Source organism: Kribbibacterium absianum (assembly GCF_030067705.1).
GTDB classification, from domain to species: Bacteria; Actinomycetota; Coriobacteriia; order Coriobacteriales; family Atopobiaceae; genus Kribbibacterium; species Kribbibacterium absianum.
Genome location: NZ_JASJEX010000003.1, coordinates 1 through 23,969, shown reverse-complemented (window position 1 = coordinate 23,969; position 23,969 = coordinate 1). Strand labels below are relative to the sequence as shown.

At 67.7% G+C, this 23,969-nt stretch carries 18 protein-coding genes and 1 rRNA gene; 6 read left to right on the top strand and 13 right to left on the bottom strand.

Features of this window, described 5'->3' with window-relative positions:
- Positions 1-134: 134 nt before the first annotated feature.
- Positions 135-1,628 carry a tRNA lysidine(34) synthetase TilS gene (tilS, locus tag QJ043_RS05750; protein WP_283712712.1) on the bottom strand — a complete coding sequence of 498 codons (1,494 nt, stop codon included), beginning with the start codon at positions 1,626-1,628 and terminating at the stop codon, positions 135-137.
- Between the two features lie 144 nt (positions 1,629-1,772).
- On the opposite strand from tilS, the gene QJ043_RS05745 reads away from it, so the two are divergent.
- Together QJ043_RS05745 and QJ043_RS05740 are read left to right on the top strand one after the other, a co-directional pair.
- Positions 1,773-2,567 (top strand): MBL fold metallo-hydrolase, encoded by a 795-nt coding sequence (locus QJ043_RS05745; protein WP_283712711.1) that lies wholly within the window; start codon positions 1,773-1,775, stop codon positions 2,565-2,567.
- A 112-nt stretch (positions 2,568-2,679) separates the two neighbouring features.
- On the top strand, positions 2,680-3,333 hold the full coding sequence (locus QJ043_RS05740; RefSeq protein WP_283712710.1) for a hypothetical protein: 654 nt from the start codon (positions 2,680-2,682) through the stop codon (positions 3,331-3,333).
- A 155-nt stretch (positions 3,334-3,488) separates the two neighbouring features.
- Here QJ043_RS05740 and QJ043_RS05735 read toward each other — a convergent pair whose 3' ends face one another.
- From QJ043_RS05735 to dnaK, 7 genes are all read right to left on the bottom strand, one after another.
- Positions 3,489-3,623: a hypothetical protein gene (locus tag QJ043_RS05735; protein ID WP_283712709.1), complete on the bottom strand. Its 135-nt coding sequence runs from the start codon at positions 3,621-3,623 to the stop codon at positions 3,489-3,491.
- Between the two features lie 2 nt (positions 3,624-3,625).
- A complete protein-coding gene (locus QJ043_RS05730; protein ID WP_283712708.1) occupies positions 3,626-5,326 on the bottom strand; it encodes a PASTA domain-containing protein in 1,701 nt (566 codons plus the stop codon).
- Positions 5,327-5,470: 144 nt separating this feature from the next.
- Entirely contained in the window at positions 5,471-8,116 is a 2,646-nt protein-coding gene (gene clpB, locus QJ043_RS05725; protein WP_283712707.1) for an ATP-dependent chaperone ClpB, read from the bottom strand.
- 88 nt (positions 8,117-8,204) lie between these two features.
- Positions 8,205-8,633, bottom strand: coding sequence for a heat shock protein transcriptional repressor HspR (locus QJ043_RS05720; RefSeq protein ID WP_283712706.1), 429 nt, complete (start codon positions 8,631-8,633; stop codon positions 8,205-8,207).
- 27 nt (positions 8,634-8,660) lie between these two features.
- On the bottom strand, positions 8,661-9,620 hold the full coding sequence (locus QJ043_RS05715; protein ID WP_283712705.1) for a DnaJ C-terminal domain-containing protein: 960 nt from the start codon (positions 9,618-9,620) through the stop codon (positions 8,661-8,663).
- 69 nt (positions 9,621-9,689) lie between these two features.
- Complete coding sequence (locus tag QJ043_RS05710) at positions 9,690-10,349, bottom strand: nucleotide exchange factor GrpE (RefSeq protein WP_283712704.1); 660 nt, start codon at positions 10,347-10,349, stop codon at positions 9,690-9,692.
- A gap of 86 nt (positions 10,350-10,435) precedes the next feature.
- Positions 10,436-12,334: a molecular chaperone DnaK gene (gene dnaK / locus QJ043_RS05705; RefSeq protein ID WP_283712703.1), complete on the bottom strand. Its 1,899-nt coding sequence runs from the start codon at positions 12,332-12,334 to the stop codon at positions 10,436-10,438.
- Positions 12,335-12,803: 469 nt separating this feature from the next.
- Here dnaK and QJ043_RS05700 point away from each other — a divergent pair, with 469 nt between their 5' ends.
- On the top strand, positions 12,804-12,992 hold the full coding sequence (locus QJ043_RS05700; protein ID WP_283712702.1) for an ATP-binding protein: 189 nt from the start codon (positions 12,804-12,806) through the stop codon (positions 12,990-12,992).
- An 86-nt stretch (positions 12,993-13,078) separates the two neighbouring features.
- On the opposite strand, the gene QJ043_RS05695 is transcribed toward QJ043_RS05700, so the two are convergent.
- The gene (locus tag QJ043_RS05695) at positions 13,079-14,332 is read right to left on the bottom strand and encodes an ATP-binding protein (RefSeq protein WP_283712701.1); all 1,254 of its coding nucleotides are present in this window, start codon (positions 14,330-14,332) and stop codon (positions 13,079-13,081) included.
- 265 nt (positions 14,333-14,597) lie between these two features.
- On the opposite strand from QJ043_RS05695, the gene QJ043_RS05690 reads away from it, so the two are divergent.
- Positions 14,598-15,869: an O-acetylhomoserine aminocarboxypropyltransferase/cysteine synthase family protein gene (locus QJ043_RS05690; RefSeq protein ID WP_283712700.1), complete on the top strand. Its 1,272-nt coding sequence runs from the start codon at positions 14,598-14,600 to the stop codon at positions 15,867-15,869.
- Between the two features lie 239 nt (positions 15,870-16,108).
- On the opposite strand, the gene QJ043_RS05685 is transcribed toward QJ043_RS05690, so the two are convergent.
- The 3 genes from QJ043_RS05685 to asnS all read right to left on the bottom strand — a co-directional run bounded on the left by QJ043_RS05685 (position 16,109) and on the right by asnS (position 21,339).
- The gene (locus QJ043_RS05685; protein WP_283712699.1) at positions 16,109-17,839 is read right to left on the bottom strand and encodes a [FeFe] hydrogenase, group A; all 1,731 of its coding nucleotides are present in this window, start codon (positions 17,837-17,839) and stop codon (positions 16,109-16,111) included.
- Positions 17,833-19,653 carry an NAD(P)-binding protein gene (locus QJ043_RS05680; protein WP_283712698.1) on the bottom strand — a complete coding sequence of 607 codons (1,821 nt, stop codon included), beginning with the start codon at positions 19,651-19,653 and terminating at the stop codon, positions 17,833-17,835. The genes QJ043_RS05685 and QJ043_RS05680 overlap by 7 nt, the downstream gene beginning before the upstream one ends.
- A 282-nt stretch (positions 19,654-19,935) precedes the next feature.
- Positions 19,936-21,339: an asparagine--tRNA ligase gene (gene asnS, locus QJ043_RS05675; RefSeq protein ID WP_283712697.1), complete on the bottom strand. Its 1,404-nt coding sequence runs from the start codon at positions 21,337-21,339 to the stop codon at positions 19,936-19,938.
- Positions 21,340-21,497: 158 nt separating this feature from the next.
- Here asnS and QJ043_RS05670 point away from each other — a divergent pair, with 158 nt between their 5' ends.
- On the top strand, positions 21,498-22,265 hold the full coding sequence (locus tag QJ043_RS05670; RefSeq protein ID WP_283712696.1) for an MATE family efflux transporter: 768 nt from the start codon (positions 21,498-21,500) through the stop codon (positions 22,263-22,265).
- Positions 22,266-22,446: 181 nt separating this feature from the next.
- Positions 22,447-23,418: a homoserine O-succinyltransferase gene (locus QJ043_RS05665; RefSeq protein WP_283712695.1), complete on the top strand. Its 972-nt coding sequence runs from the start codon at positions 22,447-22,449 to the stop codon at positions 23,416-23,418.
- 447 nt (positions 23,419-23,865) lie between these two features.
- Here QJ043_RS05665 and rrf read toward each other — a convergent pair.
- Positions 23,866-23,969 (bottom strand): 5S ribosomal RNA (rrf, locus tag QJ043_RS05660); the annotation flags it as partial.

Genomic DNA, 23,969 nt, shown 5'->3' with positions numbered 1-23,969 from the left:
CCCCCTCTCGGCCCTCGAGGGGCCGCACGCGTTCCCTTCGATAACGCCCCATGGTACCAGCCTTCAGACACCTTGAGAGGCAACCCCGGCAACCCTGTCGATCCGACAAGAGACGTCGTCGGCGACCGCCGGCATCACCGGCCGCGCTCGTCCACGAGCGTGAGCAGGGCGACCGCGCGGGTGCCGGGCGTGACCCTGGCCCGTTCGTCGGCGCGCACGCCGACCACCCACACCGCGGCTCCGGTGGGGCCCGTGCGCACCATCGGCACCCGACTGCGCTCACGGGCGGGCACGCGGGCTTCGGCGAGCAGCTCGCTCACGCGCTTCGACTGCCCGTGCATGCCCAAGGGGCAGAGCACGTCGCCGGCCTTGGGCGCGTCGACCCACAGCCGGCCGCCCTCGGGGGCCACGCCGCAGGCCTCGGCATCCAGCATCACGGAGAGGCCCTCATGCTCCAGGCCGTGGGCGCGAGCCAGCGCCGGCGCGTTGTCGGCCGGCGCCACCGGCACGAGCGACGCCACGAGCGAGCGCCCGTCGCCCAGGTCCAGCGCGCCCGGCACCTCGAGCCAGCCGGCGAAGGCCTTCTCGGCGTCGCGCCCCTTGATGCGCAGCGTGCCGTACTGCACCGACACGTCCACGCCGAGCGGCGCCGTGAACGAGCCCTCCCCCGCCGCCACAAGCTCGAGCAGCGCGTTCACGTGCTGGGCCTCGAGGCGCATCGTGGGCGCCACGTCGAGCAGCGCCGAGCGGGCCACGCGCCGGGCGATGGCGACGTCCATGGCCGCCAGGCGGTTGGCGTCGAGCACGCGCAGGCCCTCCTCGCTCGTGCGGGTGACCTCGCGATAGGCCCGCATCGCGACGGAGGTGAGGTAGGCGTCCTCGTCCGAGACGATCTCCACCGTCGACGCGACCGCCTCCACCACCCGGGGGTTCTCCTCGGCGGCCACCGGCAGGAGGCGGTGGCGCACATGGTTGCGCAGGTAGCGGACGTCCTGGTTGGTCTCGTCCTCGCGCCAGACGATGCCGTGCATGCGGAGCAGGTCGCAGAGGTCGCGGTGCCGCAGCTCCAGCAACGGGCGCACGATGCGGCCGCGCACCCGCGGGATCGAGCTGAGCCCTCGCGCGCCGGTGCCGCGGACCGCGTTCATGAAGAAGGTCTCGGCACGGTCGTCGGCCGTGTGGGCCGTGACGATGCGGGCGGCCGAACGCGGCGTGCCCCACTCCTCGCAGAGCCGGTCGGCGAGCGCCGCAGCCTCGGCATAGCGCACCTCACGGGCCACCTGCTCGAACGACTCGCCCGGCCGCGCATCGGCCAGTGCCGGCACGTCCACCGAGCGCACGGTCACCGGCACGCCCCAGCGCTCGGCCAGGCCGCGGACGAACTCCTCGTCCTCCTCGGCATCGAGGCCGCGCAGCCCGTGGTTCACATGGAGCACGTGGAGGCGCTCCCGGGCGATGTGGGCCTCGCCGCGTCCGTCGGCGATGTCGAGCGTCGACGTGCACGCCAGAAGAAGGAGCGCCGTGGAGTCGGCGCCGCCAGAGACCATGAGCACCACCGGCGCCCGGAGCGCGTCCGGCGCCGGCGTGGTCCGGAGGTCCTTGGCGTAGCGCCGAGCGACTGATGTCATGGCACGTCCCTTCTCGAAGGCGCCCGGGCGGGCCCGGCGCCAATCGGTGACGGAGGTAGTCTAGACGGCCCCGCGCCGGCCAAACGGCTACGGCTACAATGACAGGCCGTGATTCTGCGCGCCTACCTGCGAAAAGGAGGGTCGGTGTCCCCGCTTCTCAGACTTCATGTGCTCGCCTCGGGCTCCCAGGGCAACGCCTACCTGGTGGAGGGCCCGGAGGGGCTCGTGCTCGTGGACGACGGGCTGTCCCGTCGCGAGCTGCTGCGCCGCAGCGCGGAGCTGGGAGTGGACGCCGAGGCGGCGGCCTGTTGCATCGTCACGCACGAGCACACGGACCACACCAAGGGGCTGCCGGTCTGGGTCAAGCACTGGTCGGGGCAGCTGCTGGGCTCGTGGGGCACCGCGCACGCTCGCCCCTCGATGGAGTCGCTGCCGTTCGAGCCCGTGGAGCTGGGGACGAGCTTCTCGGCCGGAGGCATGACGGTGCGCACGTTCCCCACGAGCCATGACGTGCGGGAGCCGCTCGGCCTCGTCTTCTCCTGCGGGGACGACGCCGTCGGGATCTGCACCGACACGGGCGTGGTGACCGACGCCGCGATGGAGGCGCTGCACGGCGTGCGCGTGCTGGCCCTTGAGAGCAACCATGACACGACGATGCTCAAGAACGGCCCCTACCCTCGATACCTGCAGGAACGCGTCGGCGGCCGCTACGGGCACCTGTCAAACGCCCAGGCGGCGGAGGCGCTGCCGCGCCTTGTGACCGAGAGGACCGAGACGGTCGTCGCGATGCACATCTCGCAGAAGAACAACCGCCCGTCGCTCGCGGTGGCGGCTCTCGCGGGCGCCCTTGGCGCGACGGCGCCGGCCGCCTGTTGCGACTTCACCGCAGGCCGCGTGCGCGTGGTGGCCGCCGGCCAGGACCGCCCGATGACGGTGTAGGCCTCTCGTCTTCCGCGAAGCCGTCACAGGAGCCTTACACTCTGCGCCCCGTCGATACAACCGCCTAGAATGGCTTCCATATAACCATCCTGCCCGTGACCGGAGGGTGCCCATGGAGGACCTGGGACGCAACAAGCGCATCACCGGACTCGACCCGGTGGACTACGGCGACGAGCCCGAGACCGTCTCGGCGCCGCTCCCCCGCCGCGATCCGGCGGCCTGGGACCCCAATTTCGAGGGGAGCCTGCCGAGCAACCGCCAGCGCGCCGACGTCGTCACGATGTCCGGCGATCCTGCGGCCCACGCACGGGTGACCGAGCCGGGCGCCCAGTCCGCGCTCGACGTGAGCCTCAACCGAGAGCGCGAGGAAAACCCCGCGCCGGCCCCCCGCCACATCAAGAACCCGATGCCGGCGGAGGTGCGCGCGCCGCTGACACGCGAGCCCACGCCCCATCGCACACAGCCGCCCGTCGACCTCATGAGCGAGGACGACGAGGCCTCCGCGATCGACTACACCCATGAGAGCGACTACACCACGAGGCGCGGCTCGATGCTCTCCGGCGCCGGCTACCGGCGCAGCCGCTCGGACGAGCGCAGGTTCAAAGAGGGACTCAAGTACGGCCAGTACCTCGAGGTTCCCAAGGGGCGCCGCGACCTGTTCGCGACCAAGAAGCAGCAGCGCAACCGCCGGGTCGCGATTGCGTGCATCGCCGCAGTGGCCGTGGCGGTCGTGGTGTGGCTCATCGTCGCGCTGGCGACGGGATAGTCTCCGTTGCCCCGCATCGGGTCGTTTGGGGTCCGGCGCCTGCTCTCAGCCATCCCTGCGTAGATAGTGGGTAAACCGTTGCAGCATTTGCCCCGCATCAGCCCTCTCGCGCGGGAGAGTCGATGCGGGGCACGCACCGCGCCGGGTCACCACGGCTAGCCCCAGGGGTCCTCCTCGAAGAGCGGCTCGCGCACGGCCGGCCGGTCAGACCAGGGGTCGTAGCCGTCGTCGTCCTCGTTCTCCGGGCGCTCGAACTCGTCGCGCGCCGTCGCCTTCTCGTCCTCGGCCACCGTCATCCCTTCACGCAGAGCTGGTCGGCCGCGAGGGCCGCGAGGTTGTTGTCGTAGTCGCTCAGTTTGAGGCCATCGGCCTCGAGGTTCGCTTGCAACTGGCCGCTCGGCGCGGCGCACACCGCCGCCGAGATGCTCCCGCGGGCGTCCTTCCACACGCAGACCACCCACGAGACGTCGTCCTGCGTGCCGGCCTTGGACACAAAGTTCGCGTCCGTCGTCGAGACGCCGAGCGTCGAGGGGCTCGCGGTCGTCGTGGTGCCCCCGGTGGCCTTGAGGCCGCACGCGTTCATGAGGCTCGTGACGGTCGCCTGGTCCACCTTGAGCGTCACGCCGTCGGGCGCGCTCGTCTGGCTCAGCTCCAGGCGCACGCCCTGCACCTGCGCGCCGGCCGCCAGTGCGTCCGTGGCCCAGAACTGGAAGCCGCTGTAGGTGGCGAACGGGTTCGGCCCCACGACCACCACCGGATCGGCCTCGGCGCCCTCCCAGGTCATCTTCGCGACATCATTGTCCGACGTGCCGTAGAGGATCCGGTAGCCCTGCTCGCGCAGGTAGGCGGAGAGGTCCGCCGGGCGCGTCTCGAGATAGTCGACCACCGCGTACGGGCTCGCGGGATAGAGCGACGAGACGTACAGCTTGACCTTCTCGCCCTCCTTGAGCGACGCGCCTCCCGAAGGGTCGCTCGACACCACGGTGCCGGCCTTCTGGTCCGACGCCACGTACGAGGACTCGGGCGTCAGCCCTGCGCGCTGCACGGCCTCCTCGGCGTCCCGCTGGGTGAGGCCCACCACGTCCGGGACCGTGTACGGCTGTGCGACCACCAGCGTGACCAGGTCGTCCTTGCCCACCACGGAGCCGGCCGCGGGCGACACCGAGATCACCGTGCCCTCGTCCTCGTTGGAGTTCTGGTACTCGAGGCGCAGGTGGTCGATGGACCTCTCGGACAGCGCGGAGCGCGCGTCGTCGAGCGTCATGCCCTCGACGTCCGGCACCGTCCGCTCGACGCCCACCGCGATGGCCACCGCCGTCCCGCGGTCCACGCGCCGGGAACCGGCCGGGTCCTGCGAGACGACCTTGCCCACCGAGTCATCGCTGACCACGTCTTTGGTCTCCACCGAGAAGCCCGCGTCCTGCAACGCCGCCGTGGCCTCGACCACGGGCTCGCCCACGACGTCCGGGACCGTCACGCCGCCCCACAGCTCCATGCGCCAGGTCACGAAGCCGATGAGCAGCCCGAGGGCGGTCACGAAGACGACGATGGCGGCGATGAGGCCGAGACGTTTGGTGTGGGCGTCGCCCTCCACGGTGGGGCGCGGCGCACGACCGACCGGCCCCGTGCTGTCCCACATGCCGGTGTCCTCGAGGCCATCCAGCGCGGGGCGCGCGGTCTCCTGGGTCTCGCCGTCGTGCACGGGGCCAAGGGACGCGATGGCCTCCTCACGACCGTCGTCGGATGCCAGCTCGGTGGTCTCCCCCGGGACCACAGTGGGCGTGGCCGAGGAAGCGAGCCGCGCGGTCGGCGCCGCAGGCTCCTCGTCCCCGCTCGGCGCTTGGGGCTCCGCACAATCGGCTGCACCCTCGGGCGCCTCGTCGGCAGGGGCGGCCACGGCGCCCCCGTCCTCGACGCGGGGCACGGGCGCGCCGCACTCCACGCAGAACTTGGCGTCGTCCGGCAGCTCTTTGCCGCACCGCTCGCAGTGCATCGGCACCTCCTCGGGCCCGCTCTTCCACTGGGCTGATTCCCAGAGCAATCCTAACCTAGGCCGGCGCGCCCAATGAGAAAGGCCGGCCTTCCTGCGGGAAGACCGGCCTTGCAGCTCACAATATATCGATGGGTCGCGTTCTCGTTAGTCCACGATCTCCGGCTCCACCGGGACGTCCTCGGCGTCGTCGCTCACGTCCTCGCCGTCAAGGCGCGCGTAGAACTCGTCGGCCTCGTTCACGTCCACGAGCACGGTGTCGCCCTCGCGCACCTTGCCGTTGATCACGAGGGTGGCCACGTTGTCCACCACCTGGCGCTGAATCAGGCGCTTAAGCGGGCGCGCGCCGTAGACCGGGTCGAGGCCCTCGAGCGCCAGGGCCTGCACCGCAGAGGGCGACAGGCGCAGCTTGATGCGCTGCTTCTCGAGACGCTCGCGCACGTCCTTGAGCTGGATGTCGACGATCTTCTCGATGTCGTCGAGCATCAGCGCGTGGAACACCACCACGTCGTCGATGCGGTTCAGGAACTCCGGCTTGAACGTGGCGCGCAGGGCCTCGTTCACCTGCTCGGTGACCTCCTCCGGATGCGCGATCGCGTTGGCGCTCGCGATGTACTGCGAGCCCACGTTCGACGTCATGATGATGATCGTGTTCTTGAAGGACACGACGCGGCCCTGGCCGTCGGTCAGGCGACCGTCGTCGAGCACCTGCAAAAGGATGTTGAAGACGTCCGGGTTGGCCTTCTCCATCTCGTCGAGCAGGATCACGGAGTAGGGCCTGCGGCGCACGGCCTCGGTCAGCTGGCCGCCCTCGTCGTAGCCCACGTATCCCGGGGGCGCGCCGATGAGGCGCTGGACCGAGAACTTCTCCATGTACTCGGACATGTCGATGCGCACGAGGGCGTGCTCGTCGTCGAACAGATAGTCGGCGAGCGCCTTGGCCAGCTCGGTCTTGCCCACACCGGTGGGGCCGAGGAAGAAGAACGAGCCGATCGGGCGGTCGGGGTCGGACAGCCCGGCGCGGCTGCGGCGCACGGCGGCGGCCACGGCCTTGACGGCGTCGTCCTGGCCGATGACCCGCTTGTGCAGCTCCTCCTCGAGGTTGGCGAGCTTGTCCATCTCGCCCTGCATCATCTTGGTCACGGGCACGCCGGTCCAGCTGGAGACCACCTCGGCGATCTCGCCGGTGGTGACCTCCTCCTTGAGCATGCCGGAGTCCTGCTTGTCCATCAGGAGCTTCTCGGCCTCGTCGTACTGGCGCTGCAGGTCGGGGATCGTGGCGTAGCGGATCTCGGACGCCTTGGCGAGGTCGCCCGAGCGGGTCGCGACCTCCTCCTCGTGATGGGCCTCGTCCAGCTGGCGCTTGAGGTCCTGCACCTGGTCGATGACGCTCTTCTCGTTCTGCCACTGGGCCTTCATGCCGTCGAGCTTCTCGCGGGTGAGGGCGAGCTCCTTTCGCAGCTGCTCCAGGCGGTCCTTGGAGGCGGCGTCCTCCTCCTTCATGAGCGCCTGCTCCTCGATCTGCATCCGCGTGTAGCGACGGTCGAGCTGGTCGATCTCGGTGGGCATGGAGTCCAGCTCCATGCGCAGGCGGCTGGCGGCCTCGTCCACGAGGTCGATGGCCTTGTCCGGCAGGAAGCGGTCGGAGATGTAGCGGTTCGAGAGGTCGGCGGCCGAGACCAGCGCCGCATCGGTGATGCGCACGCCGTGGTGCATCTCGTACTTCTCCTTGAGGCCACGGAGGATCGAGATGGTGTCCTCGACCGTGGGCTCGGAGACGAAGACCGTCTGGAAACGGCGGGCCAGGGCGGCGTCCTTCTCGATGTACTTGCGGTACTCGTCGAGCGTCGTGGCGCCGATGGCGCGCAGCTCGCCGCGGGCCAGGGCCGGCTTCAGGATGTTGCCGGCGTCCATGGAGCCCTCGCTCGCGCCCGCGCCCACGATGGTGTGCAGCTCGTCGATGAACAGGATCACCTGGCCGTCGGACTTCTGCACCTCCTTGACCACGGACTTCAGGCGCTCCTCGAACTCGCCGCGGTACTTGGCGCCGGCCACAAGGGCGCTCATGTCCAGCTCGACGATGTCCTTGTCCTTGAGCGTGGAGGGCACGTCGCCGGCGACGATGCGCTCGGCCAGGCCCTCGACGATGGCGGTCTTGCCGACGCCCGGCTCGCCGATAAGGACGGGGTTGTTCTTGGTGCGGCGGGAGAGCACCTGGATGGTGCGGCGGATCTCCTCGGTGCGGCCGATCACCGGGTCCAGCTTGCCCATGCGGGCAAGCTCGGTGACGTTGCGCCCGTAGCGCTCGAGGGCCTCGAACTCCGGCTTGGAGTCCTGGCTCGTGACGCGCTCGTCGCCGCGCAGCTGGTCGTAGGTCTCCTCGACGCGCTTGGCGGTGAGGCCGTTGTTCTTGAGGATCTGGCCCGCCGCGCCCTTGTCCTCGCAGAGGGCCACGAGCAGGTGCTCGGTGGTGACGTAGGCGTCGCCCATCTTGGCGGCGAGCTTCTCGGCCTCGTTGAACACCTTGTCCAGCGAGCGCGAGATGCTCACCTGGGACAGGCCGGCGCCGGAGACCTTGGGCTCCTTGGCGATGGCGTCGGACGCCTCGGCCTCGACCAGGAGCGGCTTGGCGCCGACCTTCTCGATGATCGAGTCCAGGTTGCGCTCGCCGCAGCTCACGAGGGCCTTGAGCAAGTGCACGGGCTCACAGGTGGCCGCGTCCGCGTCGTTGGCGATGCCGAGCGCCGTTTGGAGCGCCTCTGCGGCCGTCACCGAGAGCTTGTTAACGTTCATGCGTGCCTCCTTTGATTTCACTTAGATTCAGACCAATTTCCGATATGAGGGGACAGCGATCCGACTGGGTCTATGCCCGCCGTGCAGGTCACGAGCGGTCTTGGCTCTTGGGACCCGCCAAAAGGCCATAGAGGCTCGTGCGGTCGTTCCCCTCGTAGGGCGCCAGCTCGGTGATGCGCACCCTGGTCTTGAGCTCGTGGACCTCGTCCTGCAGCTCGCGGACGCGGGCGCGGAGCTCGTCGATCTCGGCGTCCCGCTCCTCGGCGCGCTCGCGCATGTCGAGGATGCGGACCACGCCCGCGAGGTTGATGCCCTCGTCGGTGAGCTGGCCGATCAGGTTGAGCCGCTCGATGTCCGCCTGGGAGTAGAGCCGCGTGTTGCCGCGGGAACGCCCGGGGTTCACGAGCCCCTTCTGCTCGTAGACGCGCAGGGTCTGCGGGTGCATGCCGCACAGCTCGGCGGCCACGCTGATCATGTACAGCGGCTTGTTCCTGTCGCCCTTGTCGTGCCCTGCCATGGAGACCCCCTCCCCTGCTCTGCGCCGTTAGCGCTTCTTTGCTTCCTTCATCAGGTCCTTGCGGCAGTCGTGATGGTCGGCCGCCTGGGCCTCCTCGAGGGCCGCGCGCTCCTCTTTCGAGAGGCGCGTGGGCACGTCCACCTTGATCGTCACGTAGAGCGCGCCCTTGGCGCCCTTCTTCTTGACGTCCGGGGCTCCCAGCTCCTTGAAGCGGAAGACCTTGCCGTCCTGCGTGCCCTTGGGCACCTTGAGGCGCACGGTCTTGCCCTCGGGCGTCGGCACCTCGATCGTCGCGCCGAGCGTCGCCTCGTAGATGGAGACGGGCAGGTCCATGCGCACGTTGGCGCCGTCGCGCTTGAAGACCGGGTGCTCGGCCACCTTGGTGGTGATCACGAGGTCGCCGCGCTCGCCGCCGTTGGTGCCGAACTCGCCGCGCTTGCGGTACCGCAGCTTGCCGCCGTTGATGGCGCCGGCCGGGATCTTGACCGTCAGGGTCTGCTCCTCGCCGGTGGACGGCACCCGGTAGGTCACCTTGCGCTCGGCGCCCTCCAGCGACTCGGCGAAGGTGACGTCGATGGACATCGTGAGGTCGGAGCCCTTGGCGGGACGCGACGCGCGGGCGCCACCGGCGCCCCCGAAGATGGACGAGAAGTCGAAACCGCCGAAGCCGCCGTCGTCCCCGCCCCCGAAGATGTCCGAGAAGTCGAAGCCGCCCATGTCGTTGTAGGTGTAGGCGCGCCCGCGGCCGCCGTCGCCGCCGAAGTCGGCTCCGGGAATGCCGCCGAACATGAGCACCTGGTCGTACTCCTTGCGCTTCTCGGGATCGGAGAGCGTGTCGTAGGCCTCGGAGATCTCCTTGAACTTGGCCTCGTCGCCGCCGGTGTCCGGATGGTACTTCTGGGCCAGCTTGCGGAACGCCTTCTTGATCTCGTCCTGGGTCGCGTCGCGGCCCACGCCGAGCACGTCGTAAAAGTTCTTCTTCGCCATAGGGGCACCTCCTTCCTTAAGAGAGTGATGCGCCGGGCAGACCCAGGTGGCCGGCCCGGCGCTCGTGGTTTACTTGTCGCTCGGCTCGCCGTCGTCGGGCGCCTCGACCGGGCGCTTCGGGCCGCCGAACGTGACCGTCACCATCGCGGAGCGGATGACCTTGCCGCCCATGCGATACCCGCGCCGCAGCACCTGCGCCACGGAGTCGTCGTAGGCCTGCGCGTCCTCCACACGGCCGACGGCCTGGTCCTCGAGCGGGTCGAACGCCTCGCCGGCCGGGTCGATGACCTCGACGCCCTGACGCTCGAAGACCTCGAGGATCTTGTGGTACACGGCTTCGACGCCCATGGCCATCTCGGTGACCTGCGCGTCGTCGATCGTCTTCGCGTGGTCGATGGCGCGCTCGAGGTCGTCGACGGCGGGGAGCAGCTGCTCCACCATCTTCTCGGTGGCGCGGGCCTTCTCGGCCTCGCGCTCGTTCGCCGTGCGCTTGCGGAAGTTGTCCCAATCGGCCTGGAGCCGGGCAGTGCGGGCCTTGGCCTCGTCCGCCTCCACCTGCGCCTTCTCATAGGCCGCCTGGGCGTCCGACAGCTGCGCGAGCAGGTCGTCGCGCTCGGCCTTGGTCTTCTCGGCCTCGGCCTTGATGTCCTCGGCGGCGGCTTGCTCCCCCGCCTTGATGGCCGCCTCGACCATCTGGGGGTCCAGGTCGCCGTGGTTCTGGTTGTCCATCGAGCCTCCTCACAGGCAAAGCCTTGGGGAAGTCACCTCCCCCAAGGCTCGTCAGATCGCGTTACTGCTGTCAGAGACGCAGGGGGTTACTTGGACTCGTCCTCGCTGTCGTCGACGACCTCGTAGTCGGCGTCCACGACGTCCTCCTCGTCCTGAGCGGCCTGCTGGCCCTCGGGGGTCTGGGCGTTCGCGTAGACCACCTCGGCCAGCTTGTGGCCGATCTCCTGGAGCTTGTCGCCGCACCCCTTGATCTTGTCGATGTCGGTGCCCTCCATGGCCTGCTTGGTCTCCTCGATGACCTCGTCGGCGTCACGCTTGAGGTCGGCCGGCACCTTGTCGCCGAGGTCCTTGAGGGTCTCCTCGGTGGAGTAGCACAGGCTGTCGACCTGGTTGCGGGTCTCGATGTCGGCCTTGCGCTTCTTGTCCTCCTCGGCGTTGGCCTCGGCGTCCTTGACCATGCGGTCGACCTCGTCGTCGGACAGCGCGGTGGAGCCGGAGATCGTGATCTGCTGCTCCTTGCCGGTGCCGAGGTCCTTGGCGGAGACCTTCACGATGCCGTTGGCGTCGATGTCGAAGGTGACCTCGATCTTCGGGGTGCCGCGACGGGCCGCCGGGATGCCGGTCAGCTGGAAGCGGCCGAGGGACTTGTTGTCGGCGGCGAACTCGCGCTCGCCCTGGAGCACGTTGATCTCGACGGAGGTCTGGTTGTCGGCCGCGGTGGAGTAGATCTCGGTCTTGGAGGTCGGGATCGTGGTGTTGCGGTCGATCATCTTGGTCATCACGCCGCCCATGGTCTCGACGCCGAGGGACAGCGGGGTGACGTCGAGCAGCAGGATGCCGTCAACGTCGCCGGTGAGCACGCCGCCCTGGACGGCGGCACCGTCGGCGACGACCTCGTCCGGGTTCACGGACATGTTCGGCTTCTTGCCGGTGAGCTTCTGCACCAGCTCCTGCACGGCGGGCATGCGGGTGGAGCCGCCGACGAGGATGACCTCGTCCACCTGGTTGATGTTGAGGCCGGCGTCCTTCAGGGCCTTCTCCACCGGCGCCTTGCAGCGGTCGAGCAGGTCCTTGGTCAGGCGCTCGAACTCAGCGCGGGTCAGCGTGTAGGAGAGGTGCTTCGGGGTGTTGTCGACGCTCGTGATGAACGGCAGGTTGATCGTGGCCTGCTGCGCGGAGGAGAGCTCCTTCTTGGCGTTCTCCGCGGCCTCCTTGAGGCGCTGAAGGGCCATCGGGTCCTTGCGGATGTCGACGTTGGTCTCCTTGAGGAACTTGTCGGCGGCCCAGTCGATGATCCGCTGGTCCCAGTCGTCGCCGCCGAGGTGGTTGTCGCCGTTGGTGGCGAGCACCTCGGTCACGCCGTCGGCCAGCTCGAGCAACGACACGTCGAAGGTGCCACCGCCGAGGTCGAAGACCAAGATCTTCTGGTCGCCGTCGGCCTTCTCGAGACCGTAGGCCAGGGCGGCCGCGGTGGGCTCGTTGACGATGCGCTTGACCTCGAGGCCGGCGATCTTGCCGGCGTCCTTGGTGGCCTGGCGCTGGGCGTCGTTGAAGTAGGCCGGCACGGTGATGACGGCCTCGGTGATGGTCTCGCCCAGGTACTTCTCGGCGTCGGCCTTCATCTTGCCGAGGATCATCGCGCTGATCTGCTCGGGGGTGTAGTCGGTGCCCTCGATCTCGATGACGACGCGGCCGTCCTTGCCCGGCTTGACGTCGTACGGGACCGTCTTGATCTCGGACTCGACCTCGTCGTACTTGCGACCCATGAAACGCTTGATGGAGAACACGGTGTTCTCCGGGTTGGTCACGGCGCGGTTCTTGGCGGCCTTGCCCACGAGGCGCTCGCCGTCCGGGAGGAACGACACGACCGACGGGGTCGTGCGGTCGCCCTCAGCGTTGACGATGATCGTGGGCTCGCCGCCCTCGAGCACTGCCATAGCGGAGTTGGTGGTGCCGAGGTCGATGCCGAGGATCTTGTTGGCCATCTTTGCTTCCTTTCGTTCTCGCCATTCGTGCAGGCTTCGTGAGCACGTTGAGGGGGACGCCCTCAGGGTAGAGCCCCCTGCAAGCCACCGGGTCGGTGCGACCCTACACGGATGGGCTTATATCCTTTACGGAACATCCTACACATTATCTAAGTCACTTCGTGATAGATTTCCTCATCTCCACAACGTAAGGTTGTCCGACGTCCCGGAGCTGGGGTTTTGTCAAGGGGCGCGTCCTGCATTTACACAAGTCAATGACAGAACCCCTGGCTCGCAGCGGGGCGGACAGTTTAGAGTTAATACCGGCTTACTTGTGGGAGTATTGCCATCTAGCTGCTGCGATGGTTGGGCCGGGGTTCCGCGAAAGCGCTGCGGATGATCCTTGCAAACAGGACCCGGGATGGTACATTCACATCCATCGGGGCGCCCCTGGAGGAGGCGCCGACCCTACCAGCACGAGGAGATCATCATGGCCCATCCCGTAATCGACGCTGACGAGTGCATCTGCTGCGGAGTGTGCGTTGACGCGTGCCCGACCGACACCCTTGAGCTTGGCGACGACTCCGCCGTCGTTGCGAACGAGGAGAACTGCATCGCCTGCGGCGCCTGCCTTGAGGCCTGCCCGACCGGCGCCATCACCGAGATCGTCGAGGACTAGTCCCTCATCGGCATCCAAGCGTTGCATGAAGGCCCCCAGCGATGGGGGCCTTTTTCGTGTGGCGGAGCGGGGGGCGCCCAGGAGCCTTACCTCAGCCTCCGATACTTGGTCGCGCGACCCGCGCCGGTTTTTGCCACCAGCCCTCTGTCGATGAGCCGCTTCACCAGCACGTTGACCTTGGACTTGGAATAGCCCGTCTCGGCGCCAAGCTCGCTGAGGGGACGAGGCCTCGTGACGCGCAACAGGTCGTAGATGCGGCGCTCGTCCTCCGAGAGGTCGAGCCTCTCGGACAGCACGGGCAGCGTGACCACGATCGAGTTCTCCCGCACCGAGAAGGACGGCTGCGCGGCACTGCCCTCGTAGGCCTGGAGGATCCTTCGCACGCCCGTGCCAAAGGCCTCGATGAGACGGAGCCGGAAGAACACTCCCGCCAGGATTGGGTTTCGCGGCACGGACAGCTCATCCCGAAGGTACTGGCTCTCAGTGATGCCCGCGGGCAATCCCCCTGGCGACGTCACCTCGATTCCCGTGTCATCCATGGCCACGCGCACGTTGGCCGGCATGTCCCATGTGCGATGCACGAGCGCGTTGGCCACTGCCTCACGGAACGCAGTCTCGGGGATCCGCTCGTGCGCAACACGACTCGAACCCTCGACCTGTTCGTAGACGTAATGGGTGTGGAAGATGCGAACGGCCGACTCATACTGCGACAAGAGGGACTGGCCGGCAAAGGCCGCCCGGTCAAGGATGATGCTGACCGTCTCGCCGAAATAGGCCATGTCGATGCCGGGAAACTGATTGCCGTCGGCCAAGAGCGCGCCGGCGTTGTTGTAAACGCCGTCGGGAGAGAGGAGGTTGAGCGTTTTGAGCGTGTCCTCGTCAAAACGCTCCAGACCGATTCGGTCCTTTGCCCATTCCTCTAGAACCGAGAAGCGCAGATTCTGGTCGGCGCTGGGCAGCCGCTCGAAAGAAAGACGCCGGCCTTCCAAGACGAGGCGGCTGAGAGCCAAGGCGTCGGCTTCCACAGTGGACGTATCGGCCCGCCGATACGCACGAGACCTGTAGTAATACGGCTTTGAGGCGCCAGGAGAGACCGTAAGCACGACGACGCCGTCCGAGCCGATGTCCAAGGCGTAGTCCGGCTGTGGATGAATCGAATCGTTGACCTTGTTTTCGATGGCCAGACAGGCGCCCGCAGGGTCTGCCAGAGGCATCGTCGTTCCGTCGTCCCGAACTCCGAAAAGGATCTTGCCCCCGTCGTAGTTGGCAAATGCGCTCACGGTCTTGAGGAATGAGTCCGACACACGCTCCTTGAACTCCAGGTTCCTGGCCTCTTTCACGGACGCTCCAATCGTAAGAACAATCGAAAACGCTTTCGATTGATTCTACGATTGGACTCCAATCGAATAGTCCACGGCCCCCTATCTCGAGAGCATCGAGGGGGCTGAACGGCCTGCCCGCAATCGAGCCCGTCTTGTATCGCCGACGGCCACCTTTCAGCACGGCCACCGGCCCGCAGCGCGCCTTATCGACCCTGTTACCGCACGGCCGGCCAGTCCCCACCAGCGCTACCCTGTGTTTTACCAACGTTTCAGGAGGACACCCATGGATATGAACACCGCCTGCATCCACGCCGGCTACCAGGCCGGCAACGGCGAGCCCCGCAACCTGCCCATCGCGCTATCGACGACCTTCCCCTACGACTCGACCGAAGAGGTGGCCCGGCTCTTCGACCTCACCGAGGACGGCTTCTTCTACAGCCGCATCGCCAACCCCACCTGCGACGCCTGCGAGAAGAAGATCGCCGCGCTCGAGGGCGGCGTGGGCGCGCTGCTCACCAGCTCCGGCCAGGCCGCGAACCTCATCGCGGTGCTCAACATCGCGTCCGCCGGCGACCACATCGTGGCGTCGTCCACGATTTATGGCGGGACGGTCAATCTGTTCTCGGTCACGCTCAAGCGCTTCGGCATCGACGTCACCTACGTGTCCCCGCGCTCCACGCCGGAGGAGCTGGCCGCCGCCGTGCGGCCCACCACCCGCGCGTTCTTTGGCGAGACGGTCGCCAACCCCGCGCTCGCCGTGCTCGACATCGAGAAGTTCGCCGCAGCGGCCCATGCCGCCGGCGTGCCGCTGATCGTCGACAACACGTTCCCGACGCCCGTGCTCTGCCGGCCCTTCGAGTGGGGCGCGGACATCGTCACGCACTCCACCACCAAGTACATGGACGGGCAGGCGCGCATCGTGGGCGGCGCGATCGTGGACTCGGGAAGGTTCGATTGGGCGGCGAGCGGCAGGTACCCCGAGCTCACCGAGCCGGACGAGAGCTACCACGGCGTCGTGTACACCCGCGACTTCGGGGCTGCGGCCTATATCGTGAAGGCCCGCGTGCAGCTGATGCGCGACCTCGGGGCGTATCCGCCGGCCACCAACGCGTTTTTGCTCAACGAGTCGCTGGAGACGCTGCCGCTGCGCATGGCCCAGCATGTGAAGAACGCCCGCGCCGTGGCCGCGTGGCTGCAAGGGCAGCCGGGCATCGCCGCGGTGCACTCCCCCGAGTTGGAGAGCGACCCCGACCACGGGCTGGCCGAGAAGTACCTGCCGAACGGTTGCTGCGGCGTCATCTCCTTTGAGATGGAGGGCGGCCGCGAGAAGGCAGCGGCGCTGCTCGACCACCTGAAGCTCGCGCGCATCGAGGTGCACGTGGCCGACTCCCAGACCTGCGTGCTGCATCCCGCCAGCTCGACCCACCGCCAGCTCACCGACGAGCAGCTGGCGGCCGCCGGCGTGGAGCCGGGCCTCGTGCGCCTGTCCTGCGGCCTGGAGTCCGCGGACGACATCATCGCGGACCTGGGTCAGGCGCTTGAGGCGGTCGCCTAACAGGGCCGTTTCGCGCTGCACTTCTGGGCGCGTCCGCGCGACAAAAGCCCCGGGAACTACAGTCCGAAACACTTGGGCTGTAGTTCCCGGGGCCTCTCTGGTGGAAAAGTGCAGCGCGAGCCAAACCGCTTCGGTCAAAGCAAAATGTCCACGCTCCAGCCGAGTGGAGCGTGGACAAATGGCTCTCTCCGAAGCGTCCAGGCGTGGACAAACGGCTTTGACCGAAGCGTCCGGAGACGTTAGGCCTCCGTCGGCATCTTCCACGCGTGATGGTCGGTGTGCAGCAGCTCCTCGGCCTTCTCGGACAGCGGCTCGCCGAAGAACTCGTCGTACACGGCCTTGATCTGCGGGTTCTCGTGGCTCCGGCGCAGGGGCATCTCGCGGTCGAGCTCCCACAGCACCTCGCCGCGCTCCTCGGCGCGCTCCTCGCCGTCGTGGATGGGCTGGCCACCGCCACCCACGCAGCCGCCGGGACAGGCCATGACCTCGATGAAGTCATAGGTGGCGTCACCGTTGTTCACGGCCTGGATGAGCTTCTCCGCATTGCCGAGCCCGTGGGCCACGGCCACGCGGACCGGCGTGCCGCCGAGGTCGAACGCGGCCTCCTTCCATCCGTCCTGGCCGCGGACGTCCTTGAACGCGTCGGCGTCGGCCTCGCGGCCGGTGGCAATCGCGTGCGCGGTGCGCAGCGCCGCCTCCATCACGCCGCCGGTGGCGCCGAAGATCACGCCGGCGCCGGTGTACGTGCCGAGCGGGTCGTCCAGCTCCACCTCCTCGAGCTGCTGCGGCACCACCATGCCGGCCTTGATCATACGGTCCAGCTCGCGGACGGTCAGGGACACGTCCACGTCCGGGTCGCCGCACGCGTCGCTCATCGCCGGGATGTCCACCTCGGATTTCTTGGCCAGGCAGGGCATGATCTCCACCGAGAAGATCTTGTGCGGGTCGATGCCGGCCTGCTCGGCGAAGTAGCTCTTGGTCACGGCGCCGAACATCTGGCCCGGGCTCTTGGAGGTGGACAGGTGGTCCACCATCTCCGGGTGGTGCGCCTTGCAGTAGCGGACCCAGCCGGGGCAGCAGCTCGTGAACATCGGCAGCTCGCCCGGGTGCTCGGCCACGTTCCTCAGCAGCTCGCTGCCCTCCTCCATGATGGTGAGGTCGGCCGAGAAGCTCGTGTCGAACACATAGTCCACGCCGAGCTGCTTGAGGCACGCGGCGAGCAGCTCCACCGTGGCCTCGTCGTGGGACAGGCCGAGCGGCTCCCCCCACGCGGCACGGACGGCCGGCGCGATCTGCACGACGACGGTGGTATCGGGGTCGGCGATGGCGTCGAAGACGCGCTCGGTGTCGTCGCGCTCGCGCAGCGCGCCCACCGGGCAGTGGGTGATGCACTGGCCGCAGAGGGCGCAGTCGGTCTCAGAGATCGGCGCGCCGCCGGTCACGCCCACGGCCGTGTGGCTCGAGCGGTTGATGAGGTCCCACACCCCGGTGTTCTGCATCCTGTCGCACACCTGGATGCAGCGCAGGCAGTGGATGCACTTGTCGGCGTCGCGGATGAGCGGGAAGTCCATGTCCCACTCGCGGTGCGTGAGGTCCACCTTGTAGGGCAGGCTCGTGACGCCGAGGTCGTTGGCCACGGTCTGCAGGCTGCAGTTGCCGGACCGCACGCAGCTGGTGCACGCGGTGTCGTGGCGCGAGAGCAGGAACTCGACGTTCGCCTTGCGGGCCTGGCGCACGCGCGGCGACGTGGTCTTGACCACCATGCCGTCGAGCGCCTCGTTGTTGCAGGAGGCCACCAGCTGGTCGATGCCCTCCACCTCGACGAGACACACGCGGCACGCGCCGATCTCGTTCAGGCCTTTGAGGTAGCAGAGGGTCGGCACCTTGACGCCGGCCGTGCGGCACGCCTCCAGAATGCTGGTGTGCTCGGGCACCGTGACCTCGCGCCCGTCGATGGTCAACGTCACCATTGGTGGATCCTCCCTCCGCGGAACGCGCCGAAGCCAAAGTGGTCGCAGCGCAGGCAGCGGCTCGCCTCCTGATGGGCCTCTTCCTCCGTGAGGCCGTGCTCCACCAGGTCGAAGTCGCAGGTACGGTCAGACGCCTCGCGCTCGGTCATCTCGCAACGGGCGCAGCTGGTCTTGCCCTTGAACTGCACCGGCGGCAGCTCCACGTCGCAGGACACCTCGTGGTTGAAGCCCAGGTAGTTGTCGATGTTGCCTGCGGCCACCTTGCCGGCGTTGACGGCGCGGATCACCGTCGCAGGCCCCGACTGGCAGTCGCCGCCGGCGAACACGCCCTCCACCTCGGCCACCGACCCGTCCTCGGCTGCCTGGATGCGCCCCCACTTGGTGGGGATGCCCTGGCTCGCGAAGTCGTCCGAGAGGATCTTCTGGCCGATGGCCACCGCGACGATGTCGCAGGGGATCACGACCTCCTCGGCGGCGGCGTCGCGCGGCGCCGGGCGCCCGCGCTTGAGGCCGCCGATGATCTGCGGCTGGACGCGGAGCCCCGTGACGACGCCGTCCTCGTTGGCCTCGATGGACACCGGGGCGTGGAGCTCGAGCAGCTCGCAGCCCTCGGCCTCGGCGCCGGCGATCTCCTCGTCCTGGGCCGTCATGTCCGCGACGCGACGGCGGTAGACGATCGTCACCTTCTCGGCGCCGCAGCGCACGGCGGAGCGGGCCACGTCCATGGCCACGTTGCCGCCGCCCACCACGCACACGCGCTTGCCCGTGAAGTCGGGGGGCATCTCGTCGCCCACGGCGCGGAGCATCTCGACGGCGCTGATCACACCCTGCGCGTCCTCGCCCGGCAGCCCGAGGCGGTTGTCGCCATGGGCGCCGATGGCCAGGTACACGGCGTCGAAGTCCTTGAGCTCGGCAAGGTCGTCGATCGGGTGCTCCAGCTCCACGTCGATGCCCGAGGAGAGGATCCAGCCGATCTCCTGCTCGAGCAGGTCGTGCGGCAGCCGGTAGTTGGGGATGCCGTAGCGGAGCATGCCGCCGAGGTGCTTGCGCGCCTCGAAGATCGTGACGTCGTGGCCCATGCCGCTGAGGTAGTGGGCGGCCGAGAGCCCGGCCGGGCCGCCGCCCACGACGGCGACGCGCTTGCCCGTGGCCTCGCAGGTCTCGGGCACGTAGTCCTGGTCCATGTGGTCCACGGCGTAGCGCTTGAGGCCGCGGATGTTCATCGGGTCGTCCACCATGCCGCGGCGGCAGTGCATCTCGCAGGGATGCTCGCACACGTAGCCACAGACGAGCGGCAGCGGGTTGTCCTTGCGGATGAGCTTGACGGCGTCGGTGTAGCGGCCCGCCTCCACGAGGCTGATGTAACCGGGGATGTCCACGCCCGCCGGGCAGCCCGACACGCAGGGCACGAGCTCGCTCTGCTTGAAGCCGCAGGCGTGGTTGTGCACATGGCTCTCGAAATCGTCGCGGAAGCCCCGGATCGCCGTGAGCGCCATGTCCGCCGCCTCGTAGCCGATGGCGCAGTCCGCGGACAGGTAGATGGAGCGGGCCGTGCGCTCGATGAGGTCGAGCGTGGCAGGGGTGGCGCGGTTCTCGAGCACCTCGTCAAAGAGGTCGTGCAGGGTGTTGAGACCCACGCGGCAGGGCGTGCATTTGCCGCAGCTCTGGGTGGCGCACATGGCGATGTACGCGGCGGTGAACTCCACCGGGCATGGGGCGAGCGAGCTGACGCTGAGCCGGTGCTCCAGCGCGGTGTGCAGGCCGTCCATCACGGCTTGTGCCTCGCTCCGCTCCATGACGTGCAAGCGGGCCATGCTGACTCCTTTCTTCTCATTCACGGCGCCGGCGCCCTCTCGCCCCGACGCGAATCGACACGGTTTCAAGTGTAGGAGATCTCAGGTTTGCTTCCGGCACCTGGCAGCTCGCAGAAAGCGCAGCCACTCCGGACGTCTTCATCTGTCTGATACACCAGTTTTAAGACTACAGGACTGAGCGCGCGTGAGACAGTCTTGAGAGACGAAAACGTCCCACCCCGCAGTTCACAGAGGGATGGGACGTTTTCGTCTCTTGGCTTTGTCTCACCGGGAGCCCGGCGCCTAGAACTCCGCGTTCCCCACGGTCCGGGGATGCGGCAGCACGTCGCGGATGTTGTCGATGCCGGTGAGGTACATCACCAGCCGCTCGAAGCCAAGGCCGAAGCCGGCGTGCTCGCAGGTGCCGTAGCGGCGCAGGTCCAGGTAGTACTTGTACTGCTCCTTGTCCATGCCGAGCGCCTCGATGCGCTCCTCGAGCAGCTCGAGCCGCTCCTCGCGCTGGGAGCCGCCGATGATCTCGCCGATGCCCGGCACCAGGCAGTCGCAGGCCGCCACGGTTCTGCCGTCGTCGTTGAGGCGCATGTAGAAGGCCTTGATCTGGGCCGGGTAGTCGGTCACGAAGGTCGGCCGCTTGAAGTGCTCCTCGGTGAGGTAGCGCTCGTGCTCGGTCTGGAGGTCGATGCCCCAGCTCACGGGGTACTCAAACGCATGGCCGTCGGCCTGCGCCTTCTCGAGGATCTCGATGGCCTCGGTGTACGTCACCCTTGCGAACTCGCTCGACGCCACGTGCTCCAGGCGCTCGACGAGGCCCTTGTCCACGAACTTGTTGAACATCTCCATCTCGTCCGGGCACCGGTCCATCACCTGGCGGATGACCACCTTGAGCATGGCCTCCGCGACGTCCATGTCGCCGTCCAGGTCGCAGAACGCCATCTCCGGCTCCACCATCCAGAACTCGGCGGCGTGCCGGCGCGTGTTGGAGTTCTCCGCGCGGAACGTGGGCCCAAAGGTGTAGACGTCGCCAAAGGACATCGCGAAGTTCTCCGCCTGCAGCTGGCCCGACACCGTGAGGCTCGCGGCATGGCCAAAGAAATCCTGGGCCCAGTCCACCGAGCCGTCCTCCAGGCGCGGCGGGTTCTCCACGTCGAGCGTCGTCACGCGGAACATCTCGCCGGCGCCCTCGGCGTCGCTTGTGGTGATGATCGGCGTCGTCACATAGACAAAGCCGCGCTCCTGGAAGAACTGGTGGATGGCGAAGGCCGCCACCGAGCGCACGCGGAACACGGCCCGGAAGAGATTGGTGCGGCTCCGCAGGTGCTGCTGCGTGCGCAGGAACTCCCGGGTGGCGCGCTTCTTCTGCATTGGATAGTCGGGCGCGGCAGGCCCCTCGACCACGATCCTCTCGGCCTTGAGCTCAAAGGGCTGCGGACGGTCCGGCGTGGCCTCGACGACCCCCTCGATCACGAGCGAGGAGCCCACGCCCACGCCGGCGACCTCGTCGTAATTCTCGACCGCGTCGCGATTCATCACGGCCTGGAGGTCCTTGAAGCAGCTGCCGTCGTTGAGCGTCACGAAGCCGAAGTTCTTCATGTCGCGCACCGAGCGCACCCAGCCGGCGACGGTCACCGGTCTGCCGGCGAACCCCTCGACGTCCTCGTAGATCTTCTCGATGGTGGTGCGCTGCATGGGTGGGCCTTTCTCTGCGAGCCGGCCCGTCTCACCGCGCCGGCTCCGGTTTGTGCGTAGGACTGCCCCAGTCTAGCCCCTTGTGCAAACTAGCTGAACCGCTCCATGGGTACCCGCTTTTACGTCCTACAAGAATCATCGATCCGACGGAGACCGCCATGGCGAAGAGATTCGACAACCAGACCATCAACCAGAGGGTGATTACCATCGTGGCGTTCATTTTCGCCCTCGCCTATGTGTTCTACTGCCTCATTTATTGGGGCGGCGCGTTGGCGTCCGAAGAGCCGATGGCGCTGCTCGCCATCTACATCCTGACGCCGCACTTCATCGCCACCGCCGTCGGCTGCGTGCTGACCGCCCTGGCGCTCTTCCTCGGCGTCAGCTGGTGGAACCTCGGCGCCGCCTTTGTCTACATCCTCGGCATCTGCTTCTTCCCGGCCTACTGGTTCTTCCTGATCGTGCCGTGCGTCCTGTCCTTTGCGGCGTTCTTCGTGATGCGCAAGCGCGAGAAGGCGGCCGAGCTCCCCTGCGAGGAAGCCGCCGAGGAGCGCGCCCAGAAGATCGCCGACAACCGCGACCAGGTCGTGACGGCGCTCGTCGACAAGGCCGACAACGAGGACTACGAGAAGGCGCCGGAGCAGCCCTCCCCCGCCGCGAGCGTCGCTTCTGCCCAGGAGGACGAGCTTGACGCCGCCGCTGCGGCCGCGAAGGCCGACACCGCGAAAGAGGCAGCCGAGCCCGCAGCCCCCGTGTGCGCAGCCGTGACCGAGGTCGAGACGGTCGTCGAGGAGCAGGACGCCGCCGACACCGCCAAGCAGGCTGCACAGGAGGCCACCGACAAAAAGGCCGGCTCCGAAAGCGCTACCGAGGTCGCGTTCGACGAGATCGTGGAGGAGAGCGCGGCGGACCTGGAGGACAAGCAGTAGCCCCCGCCCCATCGCCGTGCCATCTGCGCCCCGAGGCTCACCGAGCCCCGGGGCGTTCTTCATGCCCGTCCGTGCGAGGTGCCAGCCTCGTTCGGGTCCGCTCATTCGGCGACCGCCCGTTTGGCCGACGGGCCGCATCTCCCTACAATGGGCATTCAGCTGTTTTTGACAGGAGCCCTCTATGCCCATCAAAGTCGCCGACGGCCTTCCGGCCAAAGAGACCCTCCGCCAGGAGCGCATCTTCGCCCTTGAGGAAGAGGTGGCCACCCGCCAGGACATCCGCCCGCTCAAGGTGGTGGTCCTCAATCTGATGCCCACCAAGGTGGAGACGGAGACCCAGATCCTGCGCCTCATCTCCAAGAGCCCGCTCCAGGTGGAGGTCGACTTCATGCGCGTGACCAGCCATGAGTCGAAGCACACCTCCAAGACCCACCTGGAGACCTTCTACGAGCCCTTCTCCGCCTACGAGCCCGGCTACTACGACGGCCTGGTCATCACGGGCGCCCCGGTCGAGGAGATGCCCTTCGAAGAGGTCGATTACTGGGACGAGCTCGTGCGCATCATGGACTGGGCACAGACGCACGTCTTCAGCACCGTGTACCTCTGCTGGGGCGCGATGGCGGGGCTCTACCACCTTCACGGCGTCCAGAAGAAGCTCCTGGGCTCCAAGCTCTTCGGCGTCTTCCCCCAGCGCCTCTGCGACGAGTACAGTTTCCTCACCAACGGCTTCGACGAAGTCCACAACATGCCGCACTCGCGCCACGCCACACCGGACCCACACGCCATCGCACGGGACCCGACGCTCCAGGTCCTCTCCGAAGGGCTAAGCTCCGGACCGGCGCTCGTTGCCACGAGGGACTTCTCGGAGGTCTATGTGCTCGGGCACTTCGAGTACGGCAGGGACACGCTCGCGCAAGAGTACTGGCGCGACTTCCACGCAGGGCTCCCCATCCAGCTGCCGGAGAACTACTTCCCCCACAACAACCCAGAGGAACAGCCGATCTTCACCTGGCGTTCCCACGCGAACCTGCTCTGGCGCAACTGGCTCAACTACGTCTACCAGATGACGCCCTACAGCCTTGAGGACATCCCGGAAACCAAGGCGCGACTCGCCGCCGAGGCGGCCGACAACGGCGTCCCCGGCAAGTTCTAGACGCCGAGATAGGTCCAAAAGAAGACCCCTGGGCCGAAAGCCTCCCGAACCCTCGCCTGCTCACTGGCAGCCCGGATTCGGGAGGCTTCTTGTGAGCCCCCGAGGCAATCAGATTCAGGTGCACCCGGCGCACCAGGGCAGCGCTCGCGTCGGTGCGAGCGAGAAGCGCTAGGGTGTCGACCGAGCGCCACCCCAGAAGCCGCAGGCGTGCAAACCCCGGGAGACGGAGCCCCACGTGCGCTTTGGGTGTCAATCCAGTGACACCCCAGCAGCTCTTAGAGCGCAGAACCCGGGATCACGAGAGATGCGGTCGTTTTGGGTGTCACTTAAGCACCACCCCGTTGAACCTCGCGATGCGCAGCTCGCACTCGGCATCGGACAGAACCCCTCGATACATAGCAAAGGACCCCAATCCGAAGATTGAGGTCCTTCGAAGCGTCCCTCGCGGGCCGGCGGCGCCCTGCTCTCCCACAGCCTGACGCTGCAGTACCATCGGCGCTCGGGGCCTTAACTTCCGGGTTCGGCATGGGACCGGGTGTGCCACCCCCGCC